Source organism: Mesorhizobium sp. M1273 (assembly GCF_040318195.1).
Lineage (GTDB): Bacteria > Pseudomonadota > Alphaproteobacteria > Rhizobiales > Rhizobiaceae > Mesorhizobium.
Genome location: NZ_JAMYLV010000001.1, coordinates 346159 through 369288, shown reverse-complemented (window position 1 = coordinate 369288; position 23130 = coordinate 346159). Strand labels below are relative to the sequence as shown.

Below are 23130 nucleotides of genomic sequence, written 5' to 3'. Positions count from 1 at the left end.
GACGTGAACATCACAAGAAGGCTTTTGGGGAAGGCAGCGCTCGGGCTTGCCGGCGCAACATTGCTGATGCAGATGCCGGCAATAGCGCAGGACAGGCCGGCGCCGTTCGACAAGCCGGGTGCCGTCAAGATAGCGCTGGTCCGCTATCTCTCGACCGGCGACTTCTTCCAGGCCTACCTTTCCGGCGTCGAGGCGCAGGCCAAGGCGCTCGGTGTCGACCTGCGCGTGCTCGATAGCCGCCAGGACGCGGCGCTTCAGGCGGACATGGTCGACCAGGCTATCGCGCTCGGCGTCCAGGGCATCATCATCCAGCACGGACTGACGGAATCGATGAAGGACGCCGCCCAGCGTGCGGTCGACGCCGGCATCAAGGTTGTCGCCTTCGACGTCAATGTCGAAAACCCCAAGATCCCGCAGATCGAACAGTCCGACCGCGACCTCGCGCGCCTGGCGCTCGAACAGGCGGTCAAGGACAATGGCGAGAGCTGGAAGGCCGGCTATGTCTATGTCGCCGGCATCGCGCCGCTCGACCGCCGCAACGAGACCTGGGTCGAATTCAAGAAGAAATATTCGGGCATCAACGAAGCCGCCATGTTCGGCACGCTCGACAATCCGATCGCCAATTCGGTCGCCAACCAGGCCCGTTCGGTGCTATCGGCCCATCCCGACATCAAGGTGATGTTCGCGCCCTATGACGAATTCGCCAAGGGCGTGAAGATCGCGGTCGACGAGGCCGGGCTGAACAAGGACATCAAGATCTATTCGGCCGACATCTCGACCTCGGATATCGCCGCGATGCGCGAGCCGGACAGCGCCTGGGCGGCAACCGCCGCCACCAACCCGGCCGTCGTCGGCCAGGTCTCGGTGCGTGCGCTGGCGCAGCTCCTGGCCGGCGAGGATCCCGGCCACAACGTCATCGTGCCGCCGACGCTGATCACCCAGAAGGATCTGCTCGACAAGGACATCAAGAACATGGAGGACCTCTCGGCCAAGCTGCCGCAATTCGCCCATGCCGATGTCGCGATGCCGACCTGGATGCCGAACCCGAACGCGAAGTAGCGTTTCAAGCAAAAGGAAAGAGCGGACAAGGCTATAAGCCTTTGGCGGACATGTGGAACTAGACGCGTACTCGGAACCAAGAGCCGCCTGCTGCAGGGTGTTGCAGGCGGCTCTTCTTGTCTTGCCGAAGATGTTTTCACCGCGGGTTTGCCGGATTTAATTGTCGCCAGTTCCGATTTTGCAACGTTGCAAAAATCATGCGCGAAAGTATCGGTTTATCGGGAGTTTTGCGAAAGGCTGATGATGTCAGCGAATGAGATTGATGTTGAAGTCTTTAAGCAGATCGAACAGCAATTGCACTGGCCAGAGGTTCGTTCTTCCCGGGACGCCGTCTCCCCATTTTTGGGGGAAATTTCTTGGATTTTGGCAGTTCTGGCGGGTTTATGACAAAGCTGTAGTGATTGATTCTCTGTTCCAAGAAACGCACTCGGGCAGAGCCACTCTACCTGAAATCCGTGATTTCGCCGTCAAGCCCATCGCGGCGGATGCTGTCTTGGTTCTATATCGTAGTATCCGCCGATCAGATGGGGGGACGCCTGAGAGGAGGACTGTTCGGAGTTCGATCTGGAAGCTTTTTGATGGGCGATGGCAGATGCTCTTCCATCAAGGAACGATTGTTCCGTATGTGTCGTCAGTTTCGGATATTTGCGAACCTCGGAGAGGTAGCTTGTGAAGATTGAGGTTTTGACAGAGGCAACTCCGACCGTGACGGAAGCGATCTCCCAATTGGTGTCTCAACTATCAACGACGGCAGCCACCCCAACATTCGACAGCATCACTAGGGTCGTAAAATCGCCTGCTACTATTCTTCTCGTAGCCCGTTCGGAAGAGGGTGCCTACGTTGGCATGTTGACGCTCGTGCTCTTCGAAATCCCTACGGGGATCAGGGCTATAATTGAAGATGTCGTTGTTGACGCTGGTCATCGAGGTCAGGGCTTCGCGGAAGCCCTGACACGAGAAGCGCTGAGGCAGGCACAAGAGGCTGGCGCAAGAACAGTGGACTTAACTTCCCGCCCGTCGCGAAAGGCTGCCAACGCCTTATATCAGAAACTTGGTTTCGAGCGGCGGGAGAGCAACGTGTATCGCTTCTCGTTCCCTTTCCAGTCGCAGAATTCCTAAGTTTCGCGACAGCTTCGGCTATTCGTTGAACAGATCGGAATGGGAGCCGGTGCGAGCTAGCTGGAGTTCATCGCCGGCAACTCGGTAGATCAAGAGCCAGTCCGGTTCTATGTGAGCGTCACGAAAGCCTTTCCAATCGCCTTTCAGCGAGTGGTCCTTATAGCTCGCCGGTAGCTCATCTCCGGCGAGCAGGAGGCCTAGCAGTTCGCGCAACTTGCCAAGATCTTTGCCCCGCTTCTCCGCACGTTTCACGTCGCGACGGAATTGCCCAGAGCGAACGGGCGTCAGCACGTCACATTCCCAAATCCTTGAACAACTCATCGGCCGAGGCGAAAGGCTTGCCCCTGCCACGTTCCAATTCGGTCATGGCCTTTCGAGTCGTTGCGTTCGGCACTTTCACCGGGAAGGGAAATTCCTTGTCGGCGGCGACGCGGACCAGCAGCAGGCGAATGGCGTCGGAAACGGACAATCCCATTGCCGCCAAGGCCTCCGTTGCCTGATCCTTTGTCGCCGTATCGATCCGAGCGCGGACCACGGTATCCGTTGCCATGTTGTGACTCCTTAAGAGAGCCACAATGTAGCTACAAAATACCAATTACGCAAGTGTGATCCCCGATCGCGCCTACCTCAACGCCGCCGCGATGTTGCCGCCATCGACCGTCGTCACATCGGCGGTGGTCCGCTCGGCCAGCGCCTGATGCAGGAAGGCCTGGGCCACGTCTTCTGCCGTCACTTCCTGCCCGAGCAGGTTGCCCGACATGTACTCCTTCTCCGACACGCCGCGCGCGCCCGAGCGGCTGGCGATCATGGCGTCGGTCAACAGCCCCGAACGGATGCGGTCGGCGTTGACGGCATTGGAGCGGATGCCATGCGCGCCGTAGTCGAGGGCATATTGCCTGGACAAAAACAGCGTTGCCGCCTTGGGAATGCCATAGGCGCCGAATTTCGGCCCCGGATTGACCGCCTGCTTGGAGGTATTGAACAACAGCACGCCGCCGGTGCCCTGTTCCAGCATGATGCGCACGGCATTCTGCGCCGCCGACTGGTGGGCGAAGAAATTGAGTTCGAAACTCTTGCGCAAGGTGGCGTCGTCGAGCTCGCCGATGCGGCCCTCCCAGGCAGCACCGGCATTGGAGACGAGAATGTCGAGGCCGCCGTAGACGTCGACCGCTTTGTCGAAGGCGGCGCGCATCTGCACCGGATCGGTGATGTCGGCGCCAATGCCGATCGAATTGTTACCGGCCTTTTTTGCCGCCTCGGCAGCCCTTGACCCATCGAGATCGACGACGACGGCATGGGCACCGTTGTCGGCGAACAGCTTTGCCGTGGCAGCACCGATCGCGCCGGCGCCGCCGGTGACCAGCATCACCTGGCCGGTCAGCGGCTTCGGCTTGTTGGCGGCGAGCTTGGCCTGTTCCAGCGACCAGTATTCGAGCGGGAACAGGTCGGCTTTGGAGAGCGGGCGGAAATCGCCGACGGCTTCGGCGCCGCGTACCGCCTCGATCCACATTTCGCCGACGTCGGAGGCGATCTTCGCATCCTTGAGCGTGCGACCGTGGCCGAACATGCCGAGGCCGGGCACCAGCGTCAGCCGCGGCATCGGGTCGAGCATGGTGCGCTTCACGTCGTCGAGCGCATCATTGGTTTCGAAATAGGCGCGATAGTCCTTGGCGAATTTCTCGACATGCTGGCGGATGACGGATTTGTAGTCGCCGACCTTGTCCGCGTTGGGCGCCGGCAGTGCCATCGGTCCGGTCTTGATGCGGATCGACAGGTCGGGTGTCGACACGCCGCGTCCGGCATAGTCGGCAATTTTTGCCGAATTGGTGAAATCGACGATCGCATCCGAGGTGCGGAAATCGCTGATCATGCGGTCGAAGCGGCCTTCGCCGCGTGCCACCGCCGCTGCGCCGCGCAGCATCGGCGCAATCTCCGCGGGCTTCGCCAGCCTGGCCGGCAGTGCCACCTTTTCGGTGCGCGGCTTGCCGTTCCCAGCGATGAAATCCTCGGCGACGTTCACATAATGGATCATCCTGTCATAGGCCTGCCTGGCATCGTCGCCGAAGGTGAAGATGCCGTGCTTGTCGAGGATCAGGCCTTCGACCGTCGGATCGGCGTCGAATACATCGGCGGCCGCCTTGGCCAGATCGAAGCCCGGCATGATGTAAGGCACGAATCCCATTTTCTCGCCGAACACCTTCCGGCTCAGCGCCTCGCTGTCCTCCTGGTCGACGATGGCCAGGATCGCCGTCGAATGGGTGTGGTCGACGAATTTGTGCGGCAGGAAGGCGTGCAGCAGCGTCTCGACCGAAGGGTTGGGCGAGGACGGGTCGATGAGGTTCGCCCGCTGCAGCGCGACCATGTCCTCGTCGGAGAGCTTCTTGAGCGACCGCGCCTTCAACAGCGCGCCGAGCTTGACCGCCGGCAGGCCCTGCGGCTCGATGACGCCCATGTCCCAGCCGCTGCCCTTGACGCAGAGCACGTCCCATTCGTCGCCGACAAGGTCGGTGGCCTTGGTCTTGCACGATGTATTGCCGCCGCCATGGAGGACGAGCCGCGGCTCGCCGCCCAGCAGCCTGGTCGTATAGACGCGCAGCGCCAGGTCGCGGGCCACACCCTTCTTTGCATAGTCGGCGACCAGCTTCTCCGCCTCGCCGTCATTCCACAGGTTCTTCATGTCAGCTTCGTCCGATTTCTCTTTTGTTGTGAACAGGAATACCGCGACGCCTTGATGACAATGCGTCGGCGGCTCTAGGTATCAGGCGACCTCTTTTGCTGCTGCTCCGGCATGGTCGAGCAGCCGTCGCGCCATGCGCGCGCCTACGACCAGATGGGTGCAGAGCCCGCCGGCGATCGCCGCGACGAGCGGTTCGAACTTGCTGTCCTCCTGCACCACCACAAGGCGCTTTTCGATGCTGTGCAGCGATGACAGCTCTGCCGAAATCAGCCGGCGGTTGTAGCTGCAGTCGAGCGCCTGGCCTCGGGCGTCGATGATCTGCCCGGCAATGACGCCGGCCGCACCCGCCTTGCGCAATGCAGCCATTTCGCTCTCGGTCAGCGCGCCGCATTTGACCAGATGGCTGTCGGTGTCCACCGAGCCGACCGAATACAGCGCCAGGTCGCACTCACCGATGCCCGACAATTGCTCGCGGATCACCGGCTCGGCGCGCAGGCCGCGTGCCAGTTCTTCCGTCGTCAGAACCAGCGGCGCGTAGAAATTCAGCCCCTTGGCGTTGAGCCGGCGCGCGATTTCCATCGTGCATTGGTCCGGCCGGTACGAATAGGGGGCGCCCAGATTGCCGCAGAGCTGCACCACGGTGACGTCCTGCAGATCGGCATAGGACATGATGTCGGCGATGGTGTAGATGGTCCGCCCCCAGGCGACGCCGATGCGGTCGCCCTTCCTGACCAGCTCGAGAAAGACGCTTGCCGCCAGCACCGCGATGTCGGTCGAGGGGTCGGCGACATAGCCGTTTTCCGGCGCTATCCAGACGGCGTCGAGTTGCAGTGCGTCTTCGAGCTTGCGCGCCAGCACGTCGTCGGTGAAAAGCTGGGTCGAGGTCGAGATGTTGACGATGCCGGTCTCGCGCGCCTTGCGCAGATACATCGCCACCGAGGCACGGGAAATCTTGAGCTGGCTGGCCACCTGGTCCTGGCGCAGGCCGTGTGCATAGTAAAGCCAGGCGGCCTTGTGGATAAGCTGTTCTGCCGGTCGGATCGCCATGCCATCTCCTCGCTGACATTATTCACGGCTCTCGACAAAAGTCAAACCTTAGGCTGCGCACCTGATCCGACACCTGGCATCCGGATGTCAGTAATTGCGCATTTATTGTTATCTCGGTACAATAAACCGATCAGGAGGTCCGACAATGAACGTATCACTGGGAGAGCGTTGGGAAACCTTTGTTTCCAACATCGTCAAGCGCGGCCGCTACGGTTCTGCCAGCGAAGTCGTGCGCGAGGGCCTGCGCCTTGTCGAAGAGCGCGAGGAAAAGCTGAAGGCGCTCCGTGCCATGGTGGACAAGTCGTTTGCTGAAGGCGGCGAAGCCACCGAGCAGGATATTGACGCCGCCTTGGAAGCCAAGGCCAAGCAACTCGCAAGGGAAGGCTTTTAGGAGTGCCACGGCTGCGCATGCTGCCGTCGGCACAAGCAGATTTGGTCAATATCCTTGAATACCTCACTCGTGAAAGCGGCAGCCTGTTGATTGGCGGGCGTTTTTGTGGATGCTCTGCGCCAGAAATGCCGTGATCTGGCGAGCTTGCCGGCGACGATTGGTCGTGCTCGTCCCGAACTCCGGCCGGACGTCCGAAGTTTCGCTTTCAGGGGATACGTGATTTTCTTCCGCTATAATGGCGACTTTTTCGAAGTGGCGAATATCGTGGAAGGGCATCGGGACATCGACGCTTTGTGGCCGGAGGGTGAGGGCGGGGAGGGGCGTCCCAAGTAATGGGCGAAGGGTCTGATGGCGGTGCACGAATCCAGTACGCGCTCAGGATCTGGTGGTAAGAAGGCTCGACCAGACATTCGGAGGACGGGATGGGCAATCCCTACGAACAGGATCTCGACAGGAACCCGGCCAACCACCAGCCGCTGACGCCGCTGACCTATTTCGAGCGGGCGGCAAAAACCTTTCCCGACCGGACTGCCATCATCCATGGCCGCCAGCGCACGACCTATCGCGATTTCTGGAAGCGCTCGCTGAGGCTTGCCTCGGCGCTGGCGAAGCGCGGCGTCGGCAAGGGCGACACCGTCACCGTCATGCTGTCCAACACACCGCCGATGCTGGAAGCGCATTTCGGCGTGCCGATGACCAGGGCGGTGCTCCATTCGCTCAACACCCGCCTCGACGCCGCCGTCATTGCCTTCCAGCTTGATCACGCCGAAAGCAAGGTGCTGATCGTCGACCGCGAATTCGCCGGCGTGGTCCGGCAAGCGCTGGCGCTGGCCAAGGTCAGGCCGCTGCTGATCGATTACGACGATCCCGACTATGCCGCCGATGCGCCCTATGCCAAGGGGGAGCGGATCGGCACGCTCGACTACGAGGCGTTTGTCGCCGACGGCGACGAGGATTTCGCCTGGTCGATGCCGAACGACGAATGGGATGCCATTTCGCTCAACTACACCTCCGGCACGACAGGCAATCCGAAGGGCGTCGTCTGCCATCACCGCGGCGCGGCACTGATGGCCTATGCCAACACCATCCATGCCGGGATGGGCAAGCACCCGGTCTATCTGTGGACGCTGCCGATGTTCCACTGCAACGGCTGGTGCTTTCCCTGGACGCTTGCCGTGCAGGCTGGCACCCATGTCTGCCTGCGCTGGGTGCGGCCGAAGCCGATCTACGACGCCATCGCCGATCACGGCGTCACCCATCTGTGCGGTGCACCCATCGTCATGTCGGTGCTGATCAACGCCAGGGACGAGGACAAGCGGCAGTTCCCGCAGACCGTCACCTTCAACACCGCCGCGGCGCCGCCGCCCGAGGCGGTGCTGTCGGGCATGGCCGATGCGGGCTTTGCCGTCACCCATCTCTACGGCCTGACCGAAACCTATGGCCCGGCCGTCGTCAACGAATGGCACGGCGAGTGGGACCGGCTGGAGAAAGGGGCGAGGGCGGCGAAGAAGGCCAGGCAAGGCGTGCGCTACGCCGCGCTCGAAGGCCTGACTGTGATGGACCCGCAGACGATGCAAGAGACGCCGGCCGACGGCGAGACCATCGGCGAGGTGATGTTCCGCGGCAACATCGTCATGAAAGGCTATCTCAAGAACCGCAAGGCGAGCGACGAGGCCTTTGCCGGCGGCTGGTTCCATTCGGGCGACCTCGGCGTCATGCATCCGGACGGCTACATCCAGCTCAAGGACCGTTCCAAGGACATCATCATCTCCGGCGGCGAAAACATCTCCTCGATCGAGGTCGAGGAGGCGCTGTACAAGCATCCCGCAGTCGGCTCCTGCGGCGTTGTCGCTAGATACGACGACAAATGGGGCGAGGTGCCAGTCGCCTATGTCGAGCTGAAGCCGGGCAAGGCGGCGACCGAGGCGGAGGTAATCGAGCACTGCCGCGCGCTGCTCGCCCGCTTCAAGGTGCCGAAAGCGGTGATCTTCGCGGAAATCCCGAAGACTTCGACGGGCAAGATCCAGAAGTTCCGGCTGCGGGAGATGGCAAAGCAGCCTTAGGGCCTGATCCGAAAACGGAACCGATTTCGGAAAGCATCTTTTCAAGATCCTTCGCAAAAAAACACGGGGCGGCGTTGCAGGCGCGCCCGGCGGAAACCACATGCGTTTCGTGGGCCAACTCCGTCGGGGGATGTCACCATCTGTCACTAGTAGCCAAAATCGTGGCTTGACAGGTGATGGTTTTCAATTTACGAGTGACGAAATTCTAAATTCGTCAGTCGTAAATTGGCCAACGAGATGCTTGAAACCCTAGACGCCACCGCCGATTCCGCCCGCCAGGAAAATGTCACGCGCATCCTGGATTGCGCGGAGCGATTGTTTCGCCACTACGGCTACGGCAAGACCAACGTCGCCGACATTGCGCGCGAACTCGGCATGTCGACTGCCAATATCTATCGCTTCTTCGCCTCCAAGGTGGAAATCCACCAGGCGGTTTGCGGCCGCATGCTCGAGACCTGCTACCGGTTGAGCTACGAGGCCTGCCATGGTTCCGGCACCGCCAGCGAGAAGCTCCGCCGCTACGTGCATACGCACTATCAGTGGACGCTGGAAACCATGATCGACCAGGAGAAGGTGCACGAGATGGTCATCGTCGCCATCGAGCGCGACTGGCACGTCATCGAAAAGCACATCGACAGCATCCATGAACTGGTCGCGGAAGTGATCCGCGAGGGAATCGCTACCGGCGAGTTCATCGATCAGGATCCGGTGATCGCTTCCCGGTGTTTCGGCGCTGCCATTATCAGCCTCTCTCATCCGCAGATAATGGCCCAGTGCCTCGCCAAGAAGAACCGGGCGACGCCGGACGAGCTTACCGAGTTTGCCATCAGAGCCTTGAAGAAATGACCATTGCCGCCCGTCGGGCGGTGATGTCGGCAATTCATCTCCACAATTCGGGAGTACGAAAAGTGTCTTTGTCCAAGTCCATCACCTACAGGCGACCGGCCGCCGGCCTGGCACTGATTGTCGTTGCCGCTCTCGGCCTCGCCGGCTGCTCGCAGGAGAAAGCCGAGGTCACCGAGATCATCCGCCCGGTCAAGGTGGTCGAGATCGCCAAGGCGAGCGATACCCGTCAGCTTTCCTATTCCGGATCGGTGCGTGCCCGCACCGAGATGAATCTCGGCTTTCGCATCAACGGCAAGATCACCGAGCGCCTTGTCGACATCGGTGACCGCGTCAAGCCGGGTGACGTTCTCGCCCGCGTCGATCCCACCGACTACGAGCTCTCGGTGAGAAGCTCTCAGGCCAGCCTCGATGCTGCCGACCGTCAGGTCGAGACAGTCGAGCTTACGCGCAAGCGGGCCGAACAGCTCTACGCCAAGAATTTCGCGCCGAAGTCGCAGCTCGAGCAGGCGACGCTCGCCTATAATCAGGCGGTCGCCACGCGAGACTCCGCCCGCTCGCAGCTTGCCCAGGCACAGAACCAGGTCCGCTATACCGATCTCAAGGCGGACAAGAACGGCATTGTCACCGCCGTTGCCGCCGATGTCGGCCAGGTGGTCGGCTCCGGCACGCCGGTGGTGACCGTTGCCATCGACGGCGAGAAGGAAGTCCTGATCGCTGTTCCGGAAACCGATATCGCCGAATTCAAGCCGGGCAAGACCGTGAAGGCTGGCTTCTGGTCCGATGAGGCGCTGACGCTCGACGGCAAGGTCCGCGAAGTCGCCGGCAGCGCCGATCCGCAGTCGCGCACCTTTGCCGTTCGCGTCAGCCTGCCCAACGATCCTCGCGTGCTGCTAGGCATGACCGCCTCCATCGAAGCCGCGGCGGACAACCGGCAGCAACTGGTGTCGATCCCGCTGGCCGCGTTGGCGCAAAAGGACAGCCAATCGATCGTCTGGACAGTCGACCGCAACGGCGGGACCGTCCATGCGCATCCGGTCAAGGTCGCCGCCTTCACCCCCGACGGCGTCAGTGTCGCCGATGGGCTGAAGCCGGGTGACGTCGTCGTCGCCGCCGGCACGCAGTTCATGACCGAGAATCTGAAAGTCAAGCTGACCGGTGATGCAGCGCAACAGTCGGCGTCGGCCGATGACGCTGCAAGGCGCTTGCGCTGACGGCCAGGCAATTCACGGTTTCCGGGCGGCAGGCGCCCCCGATTTTCGAGATCTCAGGTCGATGTAACCCCCACGTCGATCCTCGCGTCCCACCGCGATGTAGATCTCTCAACTCGGAAAGCCACGCCGCCCGGAAGCCCACATCGGAAGTTCCTTGGGCATGCAAAAGCGCGTGCTCTGTTGATCAAATTGAAACGGACTGACGCCGATGACCATCGACACAAATGAAAAGCGGTCTTTCAATCTTTCGCGCTGGGCAATCGGCCATCCGAGCATTGCCCGCTTCCTGTTCGGGCTGATCATCGTCGCCGGTGCACTCGGCCTGATGCGCATGGGCCAGAAGGAAGACCCCGATTTCACCTTCCGCGTGATGGTCGTCCAGGCGATCTGGCCAGGCTCCTCGATCAAGGAGATGGAGGACCAGGTGGTCAACAAGATCGAGCGCAAGCTGCAGGAAACGCCGCACCTCGATTTCGTTCGCTCCTACACCCGCGCCGGCAGCGCCATCATCACCTTGCAGGTCAAGGGCGACACCAATCCAGCGCAGGTCGCCGATGCTTTCTATCAGGTGCGCAAGAAGGTCGGCGATATCGCCAATGAGCTGCCGCAGGGGCTGCTCGGGCCTTACTTCAATGACGAATTCGGCGACACGTTCATCACCCTGCATTCGATCAGCGGCGACGGCTACAGCTATCCCGAGCTGAAGAAATTCGCCATCCAGGCGCGTGACATGCTGCTGACGACGCCCGGTGTCGAGAAGGCCGTGATCATCGGCGACCAGCCGGAAAAGCTCTACATCGACGTTTCATCCAAGGTGCTTGCCGAACGCGGCCTGACGTTGACCGACCTGCAGAATGCGATCCAAGGCCAGAACAATGTCGACCCGGCAGGTTCGGTCGACACCGGCCAGCGTTCGGTGCGTATTTCGGTCGAGGGCGATGTCACCAGGGCGGCCGACATCCGCGAGCTTCGCCTGCGCGCCGGCAACCAGGTGACGCGCCTCGGCGACATCGCCACCGTGACCTCCGGCCTCGAGGATCCGTACCAGCGCAAATACCGTTTCAACGGTCACGACAGCGTCCAGCTCGGCGTCGTAATGGCCAAGGGCTTCAACGTCACCGACGTCGGCAAGGACGTCGAAGCGACCTATAAGCGCTTCGAAGAGGCGCTGCCCTATGGCGTTTCGGTCGATCAGATTTCCGACCAGCCGCATGTCGTGAAGGAGGCTGTGAGCGAGTTCATGGAAGCGCTCGGCGAAGCGCTGCTGATCGTGCTTTTCGTATCGTTCCTGTCGATCGGCTGGCGCTCGGGCCTAGTGATCGCGATCGTCATTCCGCTGGTCCTGGCCGCCACGTTCGCCATCATGTACGAGCTCGGCATCGACCTGCAGCGCATTTCGCTCGGCGCGCTGATCATCGCCCTTGGCCTCTTGGTCGACGACGCGATGATCGTCGTCGAAATGATGGAGCGAAAGCTCGAGGAAGGCTTGGTCAAGGTCGAGGCGGCGAGCTTCGCCTATTCCTCGACCGCCTTCCCGATGCTGACCGGCACGCTGATCACCACGGCCGGCTTCATCCCCGTCGGTTTCGCGGCCTCGACGGCCGGCGAATATGTGCGCACCCTGTTTTACGTCGTCGGCATCGCGCTGGTCGTGTCCTGGTTCGCGGCGGTCTATTTCACGCCGTGGCTCGGCCACATGATCCTGAAGCAGCGCAAGCACGCCGGCAACCATCACGATGTCTTCGACACGCGCTTCTACCGCCGTCTTCGCTCGACCGTTGCATGGGCGGTGCGCCACCGCATCATCGTCCTGGTGATGACGCTGATGACGTTTGCCACCAGCCTGTGGGCGTTCCAGTTCATCCCGCAGAATTTCTTCCCGCAATCGTCGCGCCCGGAAATCCTTGTCGACCTCTGGCTGCCGGAAGGCACCAGCATCAAGGAAGTCGAGACCCAGGCCAAGGCGCTCGAAGCCAGGATGATGGACGACAAGGACAAGCGCTTCATCGCCACCTATGTCGGCGAAGGCGCGCCGCGCTTCTTCCTGCCGCTCGACCAGCAGCTTCGCAACCCGAATTTCGCCCAGCTTCTGGTGATGGCCAATGACGAACCGGCCCGCGAGCGGCTGATTGTCAAGCTGCGCACCATCCTGGCCAATGATTTCCCATCGATCCGCGCCAAGGTCGACCGCCTGTTCCTTGGTCCGCCGACCGGCTGGCCGGTGCAGATGCGCGTCATGGGTCCGGATCGCCAGGAGGTGCGCCGCATCGCCGACGAGGTGAAGGCGAAGTTCCAGGCAAATCCGCTGCTCGGCGCCATCCACGACGACTGGCTGGAGCCGGTGCCGATGATGAAGCTGGTGATCGACCAGGATCGCGCCCGTGCGCTCGGCGTCACCTCGCAGCGCATCCGCCAGACGCTGCAGGCGGCCATGTCGGGAGCGCCGCTCGATGATTTCCGCGACGGCGAGGAGACGGTTTCGATCGTCGCCCGTGAGCCGGAGGCAAGCCGTCACCTGCTGTCGGCGGTCGACTCCGTCTACATCCCGACCGATTTCGGCGGCTCCGTGCCGCTGTCGCAGGTCGCCAAGGTGGTCCCGGCGCTGGAGCAAGGCGTCGAATGGCGGCGGGACCGCTTGCCGACCATCAGCGTACGCGCCACGCTGCCGGACGGCGTGCAGCCGAACGATGTCGCCATGAAAATGTACAGCGAGATGCAGGGCCTGCGCGCCAGCCTCGCACCCGGCTACAAGATCGAGATACAGGGCGGCGCCGAGGATGCGGCCGAAAGCCAGGCCTCGATTGCGGCGAAAGCGCCGATCATGCTGGCCGTCATCGTCGTGCTGCTGATGATCCAGCTGCAGCATTTCGGCAAGGCCATGCTGGTGCTGGCGACCGGTCCGCTCGGCATCATCGGCGCGGCGGCGGCACTGTTGATCAGCGGCGCGCCGTTCGGCTTCGTCGCCATCCTCGGTGTCATCGCCCTGCTCGGCATCATCATGCGCAACTCGATCATCCTGGTCGATCAGATCGACCAGGACATCGCCGCCGGCGTGGAGCGTTCCGAGGCCATCATCGGCTCGGCGGTGCGCCGGTTCCGGCCGATCGTGCTGACGGCGCTGACGGCGGTGCTGGCCCTGATCCCGATCTCGCGCGGCGTCTTCTGGGGGCCGCTCGCCTACGCCATGATGGGCGGCATTCTCGTCGCCACGGTGCTGACCATCCTTGTCCTGCCGGCAGCCTATGCGCTGTTCTTCGGCAGGGAGCCCAAGAAGGTGGTGGAGCAGCCGGCCGAGACGGAAGAAAAGAACGAAAGGCCGCAACTGGCCCTGGCGGCCGAATAGCGGTCGAGCGAACGTCTTCCATAGATAACCCCGCCGAGGCGGGGATATCAGGGTCGGGTCAGGCCGCAATCAGTTCGTACGGCCGAGCATCGTTATTCATTTTCTGTATTTTGATCGGTTGCTCGTCCGCGGTAGGAACGCTCCGACGCGACAACTCATCGATTCCCGCGTCAACAGGCAGCCCCAGCTTTTCGATTGCCAAACGACGCACCAGGGCCTCAGCCGAGCTGTCAATGTCGATTTCGTTGCGCTCCCATCGGCCAATCGACTGCTTGTCACGGTGGACCATGGCGGCCAATTCAGCTTGGGTCAGACCCATTTCGGAGCGCAGGAAACGAAGCTCGTCCCCGCTCATGCCCTTGGCATGGCTTACGATCCCAAGCGCGATTACTTGATGCAGTTCATTCACAGCAGGAATCGTGATGATGTCGTCGCCATCGTCATCCACCTCAACGGCGATGCCTTCGATGTAAACGTTGAGCAGACCGCTTTCTGTGTAGTGGTGTGCGTTATTCATCAGCTTCAACTCCAATTATCGAGCCCGCTTTTCGCTCGAACTCATCGATCCACATGACCGAAATAACTTTGACGAGACATCCGTTCTTGGAAGGGATGATAACGACCCCGATGGATCGACTCCCGCTGTTCGGTGTCTTGCACTCCACGCGATAACGGAAATGACCCGGCCGGGTTGCGGGCACAGGTGGTTGGTACACATTTCCAAACTTGAGCGCATGCAGCACATCAGACATGATCAAGCCGCGTCGGAAAGCCGATCCTGCGCATGCAGCTTGTACGAGATGTTTAGTTTCAGATTTCTCGCGATAGATCTTATTTCAATCGTCGCACGGCCGGCATCCCAAGGTTGCGTGATCGTCACAAATCCCCCTTCTATGGCATTCCTTCCGGTGCTTCATCTATCATGGTGATACCTTACATAAGTGCTGAACGTCAATAAACAAGCGGCATGCCATTGACGCCCGTTGGGTGGTGACAAATTCGCTACCGAACACAGGACGACACCGCTATTAAGACTAGCGCGTGGTTGGAGGACAGTCATGACCATAGCTCAGACAAAGGCACCGCTGCGGCTGCCGATCGACGGGCGCCATCGCCGGATGTTCATCGGCGGCGGCTGGGTCGATGCCCGCTCCGGTCGGACCACGGAGAGCCGCAATCCCGCCACCGGCGCGGTCATCGCCACGGTGCCGCGCGCCGACCGCCAGGACATCGACTTGGCGGTGACTGCTGCGCGCAAGGCGTTCGAGGGCCCGTGGAGCCGGTTCAAGCCTTACGAGCGGCAGGTGCTGCTGCTGAGGATCGCCGACCTCTTCGAAAAGCACTGGGAAGAGATCAGCCGCTCCGACACCACCGACATGGGCATGCCGATCATACGCACCCGCGCCAATCGCAACCGGGTCATCGGCATGCTGCGCTACTATGCCGGCATGGCGACGGCGCTGCACGGCGAGACGATCGACAACTCGCTGCCCGGCGAAATCGTCTCTTTCACCCACAAGGAGCCGGTCGGCGTCGTCGGCGCCATCATTCCCTGGAACGCGCCAACGGCGGCGTCGATCTGGAAGATCGGCCCGGCGCTGGCGACCGGCTGCACCATCGTGCTGAAACCATCGGAAGAGGCGCCGCTGACGCCGCTTTTGATCGCCGACATCATGAACGAGGCCGGCGTTCCGGAAGGCGTCGTCAACATCGTCACCGGCACCGGCACCGAGGCAGGTGCCGCACTCGCCGAGCATATGGGCGTCGACAAGATCGTCTTCACCGGCTCGACGGCGACCGGCCAGTCGATCGTGCGGGCCTCGGCCGGCAACCTCAAGCGCGTCTCGCTGGAGCTCGGCGGCAAGTCGCCGGTCATCGTCTGCGCCGATGCCGATCTCGACAAGGCGGTGCCGGTGGCGGCGATGTCGGTGTTCGCCAATTCCGGCCAGATCTGCATCGCCGGTTCGCGCCTTTTCGTCGAACGGCCCGTCCATGACGAGTTCGTCGAGCGGCTCGCGGCATACGCCAAGGGTCTCAGGGTCGGCGACGGCATCGACCCGGCGACCGAGATCGGTCCGCTCGTCTCCGAAAAGCAGCTGCAACGGGTCACCGGTTACCTCGAGGCCGGCACCGCGGAAGGGGCGAAACTCGTCACCGGAGGCACCCGGCTTGTGGAAGGCGCGCTTGGCGCCGGCAATTTCGTCGCGCCGACTGTCTTTGCCGGCGTCTCGGACGACATGAAGATCGCCCGTGAGGAGATCTTCGGGCCGGTGATTTCAGCCTTGCCGTTCGATACGCTGGACGAGGCGGTCGAGCGGGCCAACAACACGCCTTACGGCCTGGCTGCAGGGGTCTTCACCCAAAATCTCGCCACCGCCCACCAGCTGTCGCGCAAGATCCGCGCCGGCTCGGTCTGGGTCAATACCTATCACGCCATCGATCCGGCCGTGCCCTTCGGCGGCTACAAGATGAGCGGCTACGGCCGCGAGGGCGGCGCCGAGCACCTCGCCGAGTATCTCAACACCAAGGGCGTGTTCATCAAGATCGATTGATCGGTCCGCCGCCCGCACAAAAAATGCTCCCCGACACCGGTTTTGCAAAACAGAATTCCTTCCCATGGCCGCAAAGCCATCCCATGCTCGAGCAATTGGAGCGTTACGCTCGTCGTCATCGGTGCGTTTTTCCATGGCAGAAAATCGACAATTGCGGCTTGGCGCTTTCATGCGGCCCGTCAGCCTTCATACCGGCGCCTGGCGTTACCCGGGCGCCTATCCCGACGCCAACTTCAATTTCGCGCATCTCAAGCACTTCGCGCAAAGGCTGGAAGCGGCGAAGTTCGACGCCTTCTTCATGGCCGACCACCTGGCCGTGCTCAACATGCCGATCGAGGCGCTGCGGCGCAGCCACACGGTCACGTCCTTCGAGCCGTTCACGCTGTTGTCGGCGCTTGCCGCCGTCACCGATCGTATCGGGCTGATCGCAACCGCCTCGACGACGTTCGACGCTCCGTACCACATCGCCCGTCGTTTCGCCTCTCTCGACCATATCAGCGGCGGGCGCGCCGGCTGGAATATCGTCACCACATCCAATCCCGACGCCGCGCTGAATTTCGGCCTCGACGAGCATGTCGAGCACGACGAGCGTTATCGCCGGGCGCGGGAGTTCTACGATGTCGTCACCGGCCTGTGGGACAGTTTTGCCGACGATGCCTTCATCCGCGACGCCGAAAGCGGGATCTATTTCGATCCGGCGAAGCTGCATGTGCTCGACCACAAGGGCGAATATCTTTCGGTGCGGGGACCGCTCAATATCGCGCGGCCGGTGCAGGGCTGGCCGGTCATCGTGCAGGCCGGCGCGTCGGAGGCCGGACGACAGCTCGCGGCGGAAACGGCCGAGGTGATCTTCGCCGCCCATGCCGATCTCGCCTCGGGACAGCGCTTCTTTGCCGACGTCAAGGGACGTGCGCAAAAACTTGGCCGGTCGCGCGACGACATCAAGATCCTGCCCGGCGCCTTCGTCATTGTCGGCGAGACTGCCGAGGAGGCGCAGACGAAGCGGGCCAAGCTCGACAGCCTCGTCTACTACGAGAGCGGCGTCGCCTCGCTGTCGATCGCGCTCGGCCACGACGCGTCGCGGTTCGATCCGGATTCAGTCTTGCCCGAAATCCCGGAAAGCAACGCCAGCAAGAGCGGCCGCGAGCGCGTCATCGAACTGGCGCGCAAGGAAAACCTGACCGTCAGGCAGCTTGCGCAGCGGCTGGGCGGCTATTCCGGTCTTGCCTTCGTCGGCACTTCGAAAACCATCGCCGACGAGATGGAGGAATGGCTGGTCACCGAAGGCTCGGACGGGTTCAACGTCATGTTCCCCTATCTTCCCGCCGGATTGGATGATTTCGTCGAGAAAATCGTGCCCGAATTGCAGCGGCGCGGCATTTTCAGGAGCGAATACGAAGGATCGACCCTGCGCGAAAATCTTGGCCTGAAGCGGCCGCCAAACCGGTTCTTCCAACCTGAGACGGCAGCGATCCGCAAAGCTGGCTAGAACCGGTAATGATTTTAGACCGTGGCAAGCATCCGTTCTTTTCGTTCGGCCCGAATGTCCATAGGGTCAGCAGCGGGCTGGCAGCCCGAAATCATCGCGAGGGCTTTGCATCATGACCAATCCGGCCGTTGTCGGTTTCTCAGGCAATTTCACCCGGCCGTCCAAGACGCGCGGCTTCGTCGATCGTATCGTGAACGAGGTAGCCGGCAGATATGGCCTGGCCGCCAGCACGCATGACGTCGTCGACCTCGGCCCCAGCCTCGGTGGCGCCAAATGGGCGCGTGAACTGGATGCGCAAGCGGGCGATATCCTCAAGCGCGTCGTCGCGGCGGACGTGCTCGTCGTCGGCTCGCCCACCTACAAGGGCAGCTATACCGGCCTGTTCAAGCACTTCTTCGATCTTGTCGACCCAACGGCGCTCAGGGGCAAGCCGGTGGTGCTGCTGGCGACCGGCGGCGGCGACCGGCATGCGCTGATCATCGAGCACCAGCTGAGGCCGCTGTTCGGCTTCTTCGAGGCCTTTACGCTGCCGACCGCGATCTACGCTTCGGACAGGGATTTCATCGACGGCGTGCTTGCGTCCGAGACGATCCAGGCGCGCGTCGGACAGGTGCTCGAGGATATCGGTGCAGCGCTTGGCGGTCGCTCCCGCGCAGGCACCGCTGCCGAATAGCCCCTAAAAAGAAAAACCCGCCTCGGCGGCGGGTCTCGGGGCGAATCAGCACCATACCGAAATTAGTAGCATAGCTGCCGGCACAAAGCAAGAACAAAATGCAGGGACCGAGCGCGCCTTGCGCGCCCGATCCCTCAAGGCAAGCCGTCAGATGACGAACAGCCAGTTGGCGAGCAGCATCACCACGACGCCGGCGACGAGCGTCAGATAGGGCAGCATCCCCGCCTTTTTCACCGCAAGGTCGGACGAGCTCATGCCGAGATCGGCCAGCATGTGGTCGGGGAATTTGCCCTTGTCCTGGATGTAATGCCGGAAGCAGAACACCGGGATGATCAAGGCTGCCGTGATCAGCCCGGCCCACAATGCCATCGGGTTCCAGACCTTGGCTCCGGCGCCCATGAAGACCGCGTTGACGTAGGCAAAGATCGCGCCGAGGCCGAGCAGCCAGCTCGGCGCCTTCCATGGCCGCGCGATGTGGCCATTGTCGATGCGGTGAATCCAGCCGGCATTGAGATTGAGGAAGTTGAAGATGATGTAGCCGCAATTCGACACGGCGAGGATGAAGAAGAAGCTCGTCGCGTCGGCCGAGGCGATGGCCAGCACGATCAGGTTGAAGATCAGGTCGGTCCACATCGCCCGCGTCGGGGCGCCGTGCTCGTTGACATGGCTGAGATAGCGCGGCAGCCAGCCGTCGACCGAACCTTGATAGAGCGTGCGCGAGGAGCCGGCCATCGCCGTCATGATGCATAGCACCAGGGCCAGGATCATCAGCATCACCAGCAGGCTGTGGATCAGCTGTCCGCCGCCGACCATGCCGGCCAGCGCATCGGCAACGCCGGAGCCATCGACGATCGGCGTCGCCAGCATGCCGTTCAAGCCGAGCACGCCCTGGAAGGTGAACGGCACCAGGATGAACAGCAGCATACACAGCAGGCCGGAATAGAAGATCGCCTTGAAGGTATCGGTGCCCGGGTTCTTGAACTCGGAGGTGTAGCAGACCGCGGTCTCGAAGCCGTAGGTCGACCATGCCGCGATGAACATGCCGCCGAGCACCAGCGTCCAGCCGGCGATGTTCCATGCGCCGGGCTCCGGCGCATAGGCGGCGGCGAGCGGCACCAGCGGCGAAAAATTTGCCCAGTTGATCTGGCCGGTGACGATCGGCACCACGCCGACGATGAGCATCGGGATGATGACCAGCAGGCCGATATATTTCTGCACGTTGGCCGTGCCCAGGATGCCGCGATGCTGAATCGAGAAGATGATCAGCATCAGCACCGCGCCGATGAAGAAGGTGGCGTTGAAGGTGAAGGAAACCGGGCCAAGCGTGTGACCGTAGAGCGTCCAGTTGCGGATCGCCGGCGTCGCCGCCGCGGTGACCGCGGTGATGGCGTCGGCGGCGCTGGTTCCGGCATGGGCCGCGATATAGGCGGCGACCTCGGGCGAAGTGTCGGTGAACAGCGGCACCGGTGCCAGCGCGTTGAGGATATAGGCGGCGGCGATCGAGCAGCCGAGCGACAGCACCGGTGACCAGGCGAACCAGTTGCACCACACCGAAAGCGGCGCGATGAATTTCGAATAGCGCAGCCACGCGGTGGCGCCGTAGACCGAGGCGCCGCCGGATTTGTTCGGGAACAGCCCGGCGATTTCCGCATAGGTGAAGGACTGCAGGAAGCCCATGACCATGGATACGGCCCAGATCAGGAAGGCCAGTGTTCCGGTGGTGCCGGCGATGCCGCCGATCGAAAACAGGACAAGGGCCGGAACGCCGCTTGCCACCCAGAAGGCGCCGCGCCAGTCGATGTTCCGGTGCAGCTGCCCTTCGGCAGGCGGCACCAAGGTGGTGACTATCGTGCTCATTTACGTGGATTCCCCATTTTTGATGTTCCCCATCGGCAACAGCCGCAATCTCGCGAGGCGTCATCGACGCTCACGTTGAACGGCCCCAGGCGTTTTCCGCTCAGTAGTATTTTTTTCTTAGCAGTGAAGATCGACCCAACGCGCTTTCACGTCAAGCGCTTTGTGACGCTGTGCACATTGCGCTTGTGAAACAGTCGAGCTTCGCTGGCGCTGCCGACGGGTGCGGTCTTTCCTTCTCCCCTTGTTGTGGGAGAAGGTGGCCGAGCGAAGCTCGGTCGGATGAGGGGCGTTCCAGATTGGCAAAACCGCACTTCGTCCAGCACCCTCAACCGTCTTGGCGCTGCGTGCCAATCCACCTTCTCCCACAAGGGAGAAGGGAAGAACCAGGCAGCGTCGGTCAGGAGCGCGGCCTGGTCTTTTGCGGGTCGTAATGGGCGAAGGCGACGACGCGCGCCGGCAGCCGCTTGCTGTGACCATCGAGCTTGCCTATCTCGACCTCGGTGCCGATCGCCGAATGCGTGACGTCGAGCCTGGCCAACGCGATGGTCTTGTTCAGCACCGGCGAACGCATGCCGGAGGTGACGACGCCGATCTGCGCCCGGCCGATATGCACGCAATCGCCGTGGCCGACGGCGACATTGGCGTCGACGTCGAGGCCGACCAGCTTCTTCTGCGGGTTTTCCTTGCGCCGGATCAGTGCCTCGCGGCCGATGAAATCGTCGCTCTTGGTCTTCAGCGGTACGGTGAAGCCGATGCCGGCCTCGAACGGATCCGTCTGGTCGGAAAACTCGTGAGCAGCAAAGATCAGCCCGGCCTCGATGCGCACCATATCGAGCGCCTGCAGCCCCATCGGCTTCAGGCCGTGCGGTTGGCCGGCCTGCCAGATCGCGTCGAACACCTTTTCGGCGTCGCGCGGATGGCACCAGATCTCGTAGCCGAGCTCGCCGGTGTAACCGGTGCGCGAGACAACGACCGGAATGCCGTTGCCGCCGCCGATGCGGGCGACGGCGAAACGGAACCATTCGAGTTCGTCGATCGACGGCTGCAGCGGCGAGGTCCAGATGATCTGCCGCAGGACGTCGCGGCTTTTCGGTCCCTGCACGGCAACATTGTGCATCTGGTCGGTCGAGGAGCGCACCAGCACGGTGAGGCCGAGTTTTTGCGCCGTTTCCCGCAGCCATTGGCCGGATAGATCGTCGCCGCCGACCCAGCGGAAATTATCCTTGCCGAGCCTGAGCAGCGTGCCGTCGTCGATCATGCCGCCATGCTCGTAGCACATGGCGGAATAGACGACCTGGCCGACGCCGAGCTTCTTGATGTCGCGGGTCAGCGTGTATTGCAGCAGCGCCTCGGAGTCCGGCCCGGTGACCTCGAACTTGCGCAGCGGCGACAGGTCCATGATCACGGCGTCCTGCCGGCAGGCCCAGTATTCATCGATCGGGCCTTGCTTGGCGAAGGAATTGGCCAGCCAATAGCCCTTGTACTCGACGAAGTTGCGGGTGTGCTTGGCAAAGCTCGAATGAAAGGCGGTCTCGCGGGTCATTTTCGGTTCCGAATCGGGCGTCATGCGTCTGGCGATCGCTCGCGAGAATTTGTGCTGGCCGGGATAGGTTCGCACATGGATGTCGGTCAGGTTCCAGCCATTGGCCGGCGTCGTATCGTCGGGGCAGGCGGACGAGACGCAGACGATGTCCGTGAGCGCCTTGAGTAGCACATAGTCGCCCGGCCGCGACCACGGCTCGTCCGATACCACGACGCCATGCGCGTCGATGGCCGTGTTGAAGAAGAAGTTGATCGCCATCCAGCCGGCGCGAGGCGTGACACCCTTGTCGGCCAGCGCGCGGTTGAAATTCTCCGAGCAGTTGGGATGGCCGGGATAACCGATGTCGTCGTAATATTTGGCCGCGCAGGCGAGCGCGAATGCATCGTGGCGGCCGCAAGTGTCCTGCACAACCTCGACCAGCGGCTCCATGTCCTGGTCGTAGTATTTTGAGTGCAGACCGGGCATCGGATAGCTCGAACCCATCAGCGTGCGCGTCGTCGTCACGTCGAGCGGATGATCGCGGCCCTTGTCCAGCTTGCGCGCCGAAAAGCACTGGAAGTCGGTGCATTGGCGCCCGTCGACATCGATGATCTGCAGATAGTCGCCCGCCTTGACGAAGTAGGCCTCCGCCGTCGCCGAATGGACGCGCAGGTCGAGCACGGGATCGGCCAGCGGGTCGGCAAGCCTGGATTTCGCTGCCGGGCGGATGGTGGCGCGGCGGACGATGACGCTAAGCGGCGTCGCCGTATCGTGGCCGTCGACCAGCATCGGCCCGCCGGGCGCGGCAATCAGCATCGACCCATCGCGGGCGACGGTAAAAGCCTGTTCGGTACCGGCAGGGGTGGCGCCGCCGAAAACGCGAACCGCCTTCGCCTGGTCGAGCTGCACCTGGCGCCGGTCGAGCCCCCGGCGCAAGGATGCGAGGCTGTGGTCGCCTTCGGCCAGCAGCGCCTTGATGCCGGCGGCATTGCTGTTCGATTTCTCGCCGAGAATGCCGGGATCGGCCGCCTCGCTGCTGTCCCATGCCAGCAGCTCGCAGGCCTGCCCGCCCTCGACATCGCGCACGGTGACAATGTCGCCGGCCTCGACCTCGATCAGCACCGCGCCATTGCCCTGAACCGTGTAGCGCTCCATTCCGGCCGGCAGCGTAATCTGGCCTGGCCGCAGGATCAGGCTCGGCCGGGGCGGTCCGGCGACGACGGCGGGGTAGGGCGACTGGCTCATCTCAACCTTGGTTTCGAGAAACAAGTTTGCCTGTGT

At 62.3% G+C, this 23130-nt stretch carries 20 protein-coding genes; 13 read left to right on the top strand and 7 right to left on the bottom strand.

The genetic code is table 11. The features are described 5' to 3' along the window. Window positions 1-3 precede the first annotated feature (3 nt). From NKH30_RS01710 to NKH30_RS01695, 4 genes are all read left to right on the top strand, one after another. Window positions 4-1059, top strand: a complete 1056-nt coding sequence (locus NKH30_RS01710) for a substrate-binding domain-containing protein (protein ID WP_352472282.1) — start codon at window positions 4-6, stop codon at window positions 1057-1059. A 240-nt stretch (window positions 1060-1299) separates the two neighbouring features. Then, window positions 1300-1446: a hypothetical protein gene (locus NKH30_RS01705; protein ID WP_352472319.1), complete on the top strand. Its 147-nt coding sequence runs from the start codon at window positions 1300-1302 to the stop codon at window positions 1444-1446. A 10-nt stretch (window positions 1447-1456) separates the two neighbouring features. After that, the gene (locus NKH30_RS01700; RefSeq protein ID WP_352768540.1) at window positions 1457-1732 is read left to right on the top strand and encodes a DUF4440 domain-containing protein; all 276 of its coding nucleotides are present in this window, start codon (window positions 1457-1459) and stop codon (window positions 1730-1732) included. Next, a complete protein-coding gene (locus NKH30_RS01695) occupies window positions 1729-2178 on the top strand; it encodes a GNAT family N-acetyltransferase (RefSeq protein ID WP_352472283.1) in 450 nt (149 codons plus the stop codon). The genes NKH30_RS01700 and NKH30_RS01695 overlap by 4 nt, the downstream gene beginning before the upstream one ends. An 18-nt stretch (window positions 2179-2196) precedes the next feature. Here the strand turns inward: NKH30_RS01695 and NKH30_RS01690 are convergent, their stop codons facing one another. The 4 genes from NKH30_RS01690 to NKH30_RS01675 all read right to left on the bottom strand — a co-directional run bounded on the left by NKH30_RS01690 (window position 2197) and on the right by NKH30_RS01675 (window position 5902). Continuing rightward, window positions 2197-2469 (bottom strand): type II toxin-antitoxin system YafQ family toxin, encoded by a 273-nt coding sequence (locus NKH30_RS01690; RefSeq protein WP_352502059.1) that lies wholly within the window; start codon window positions 2467-2469, stop codon window positions 2197-2199. A 1-nt stretch (window position 2470) separates the two neighbouring features. Next, complete coding sequence (locus NKH30_RS01685; RefSeq protein WP_352993947.1) at window positions 2471-2728, bottom strand: type II toxin-antitoxin system RelB/DinJ family antitoxin; 258 nt, start codon at window positions 2726-2728, stop codon at window positions 2471-2473. 72 nt (window positions 2729-2800) lie between these two features. Continuing rightward, window positions 2801-4855 (bottom strand): bifunctional aldolase/short-chain dehydrogenase, encoded by a 2055-nt coding sequence (locus NKH30_RS01680; protein WP_352768544.1) that lies wholly within the window; start codon window positions 4853-4855, stop codon window positions 2801-2803. An 81-nt stretch (window positions 4856-4936) separates the two neighbouring features. After that, a complete protein-coding gene (locus NKH30_RS01675) occupies window positions 4937-5902 on the bottom strand; it encodes a sugar-binding transcriptional regulator (protein ID WP_352819126.1) in 966 nt (321 codons plus the stop codon). Window positions 5903-6047: 145 nt separating this feature from the next. Here NKH30_RS01675 and NKH30_RS01670 point away from each other — a divergent pair, with 145 nt between their 5' ends. The 6 genes from NKH30_RS01670 to NKH30_RS01645 all read left to right on the top strand — a co-directional run bounded on the left by NKH30_RS01670 (window position 6048) and on the right by NKH30_RS01645 (window position 13756). Beyond that, window positions 6048-6293, top strand: a complete 246-nt coding sequence (locus tag NKH30_RS01670) for a type II toxin-antitoxin system ParD family antitoxin (RefSeq protein WP_352453248.1) — start codon at window positions 6048-6050, stop codon at window positions 6291-6293. 105 nt (window positions 6294-6398) lie between these two features. After that, the gene (locus NKH30_RS01665) at window positions 6399-6626 is read left to right on the top strand and encodes a type II toxin-antitoxin system RelE/ParE family toxin (RefSeq protein WP_352849918.1); all 228 of its coding nucleotides are present in this window, start codon (window positions 6399-6401) and stop codon (window positions 6624-6626) included. Window positions 6627-6715: 89 nt separating this feature from the next. Further along, window positions 6716-8356, top strand: coding sequence for an acyl-CoA synthetase (locus tag NKH30_RS01660; RefSeq protein ID WP_352993944.1), 1641 nt, complete (start codon window positions 6716-6718; stop codon window positions 8354-8356). A 237-nt stretch (window positions 8357-8593) separates the two neighbouring features. Next, window positions 8594-9202: a TetR/AcrR family transcriptional regulator gene (locus NKH30_RS01655; protein ID WP_352993941.1), complete on the top strand. Its 609-nt coding sequence runs from the start codon at window positions 8594-8596 to the stop codon at window positions 9200-9202. A gap of 62 nt (window positions 9203-9264) precedes the next feature. Then, the gene (locus tag NKH30_RS01650; RefSeq protein ID WP_352993938.1) at window positions 9265-10413 is read left to right on the top strand and encodes an efflux RND transporter periplasmic adaptor subunit; all 1149 of its coding nucleotides are present in this window, start codon (window positions 9265-9267) and stop codon (window positions 10411-10413) included. A gap of 208 nt (window positions 10414-10621) precedes the next feature. Continuing rightward, window positions 10622-13756, top strand: coding sequence for an efflux RND transporter permease subunit (locus tag NKH30_RS01645; RefSeq protein ID WP_352993935.1), 3135 nt, complete (start codon window positions 10622-10624; stop codon window positions 13754-13756). A 58-nt stretch (window positions 13757-13814) separates the two neighbouring features. On the opposite strand, the gene NKH30_RS01640 is transcribed toward NKH30_RS01645, so the two are convergent. After that, complete coding sequence (locus NKH30_RS01640; protein ID WP_352455217.1) at window positions 13815-14273, bottom strand: helix-turn-helix domain-containing protein; 459 nt, start codon at window positions 14271-14273, stop codon at window positions 13815-13817. Window positions 14274-14814: 541 nt separating this feature from the next. Here NKH30_RS01640 and NKH30_RS01635 point away from each other — a divergent pair. From NKH30_RS01635 to msuE, 3 genes are all read left to right on the top strand, one after another. After that, window positions 14815-16308 carry an aldehyde dehydrogenase family protein gene (locus tag NKH30_RS01635; RefSeq protein ID WP_352993932.1) on the top strand — a complete coding sequence of 498 codons (1494 nt, stop codon included), beginning with the start codon at window positions 14815-14817 and terminating at the stop codon, window positions 16306-16308. Between the two features lie 133 nt (window positions 16309-16441). After that, a complete protein-coding gene (locus tag NKH30_RS01630) occupies window positions 16442-17797 on the top strand; it encodes an LLM class flavin-dependent oxidoreductase (RefSeq protein WP_352472297.1) in 1356 nt (451 codons plus the stop codon). Between the two features lie 112 nt (window positions 17798-17909). After that, the gene (msuE, locus tag NKH30_RS01625; protein WP_352455213.1) at window positions 17910-18470 is read left to right on the top strand and encodes an FMN reductase; all 561 of its coding nucleotides are present in this window, start codon (window positions 17910-17912) and stop codon (window positions 18468-18470) included. Window positions 18471-18617: 147 nt separating this feature from the next. Here the strand turns inward: msuE and NKH30_RS01620 are convergent, their stop codons facing one another. Both NKH30_RS01620 and NKH30_RS01615 read right to left on the bottom strand, forming a co-directional pair. Then, on the bottom strand, window positions 18618-20327 hold the full coding sequence (locus NKH30_RS01620) for a trimethylamine N-oxide permease (RefSeq protein ID WP_352768481.1): 1710 nt from the start codon (window positions 20325-20327) through the stop codon (window positions 18618-18620). 397 nt (window positions 20328-20724) lie between these two features. Beyond that, on the bottom strand, window positions 20725-23094 hold the full coding sequence (locus NKH30_RS01615) for a trimethylamine N-oxide demethylase (RefSeq protein WP_352849907.1): 2370 nt from the start codon (window positions 23092-23094) through the stop codon (window positions 20725-20727). Between the last annotated feature and the right edge of the window lie 36 nt (window positions 23095-23130).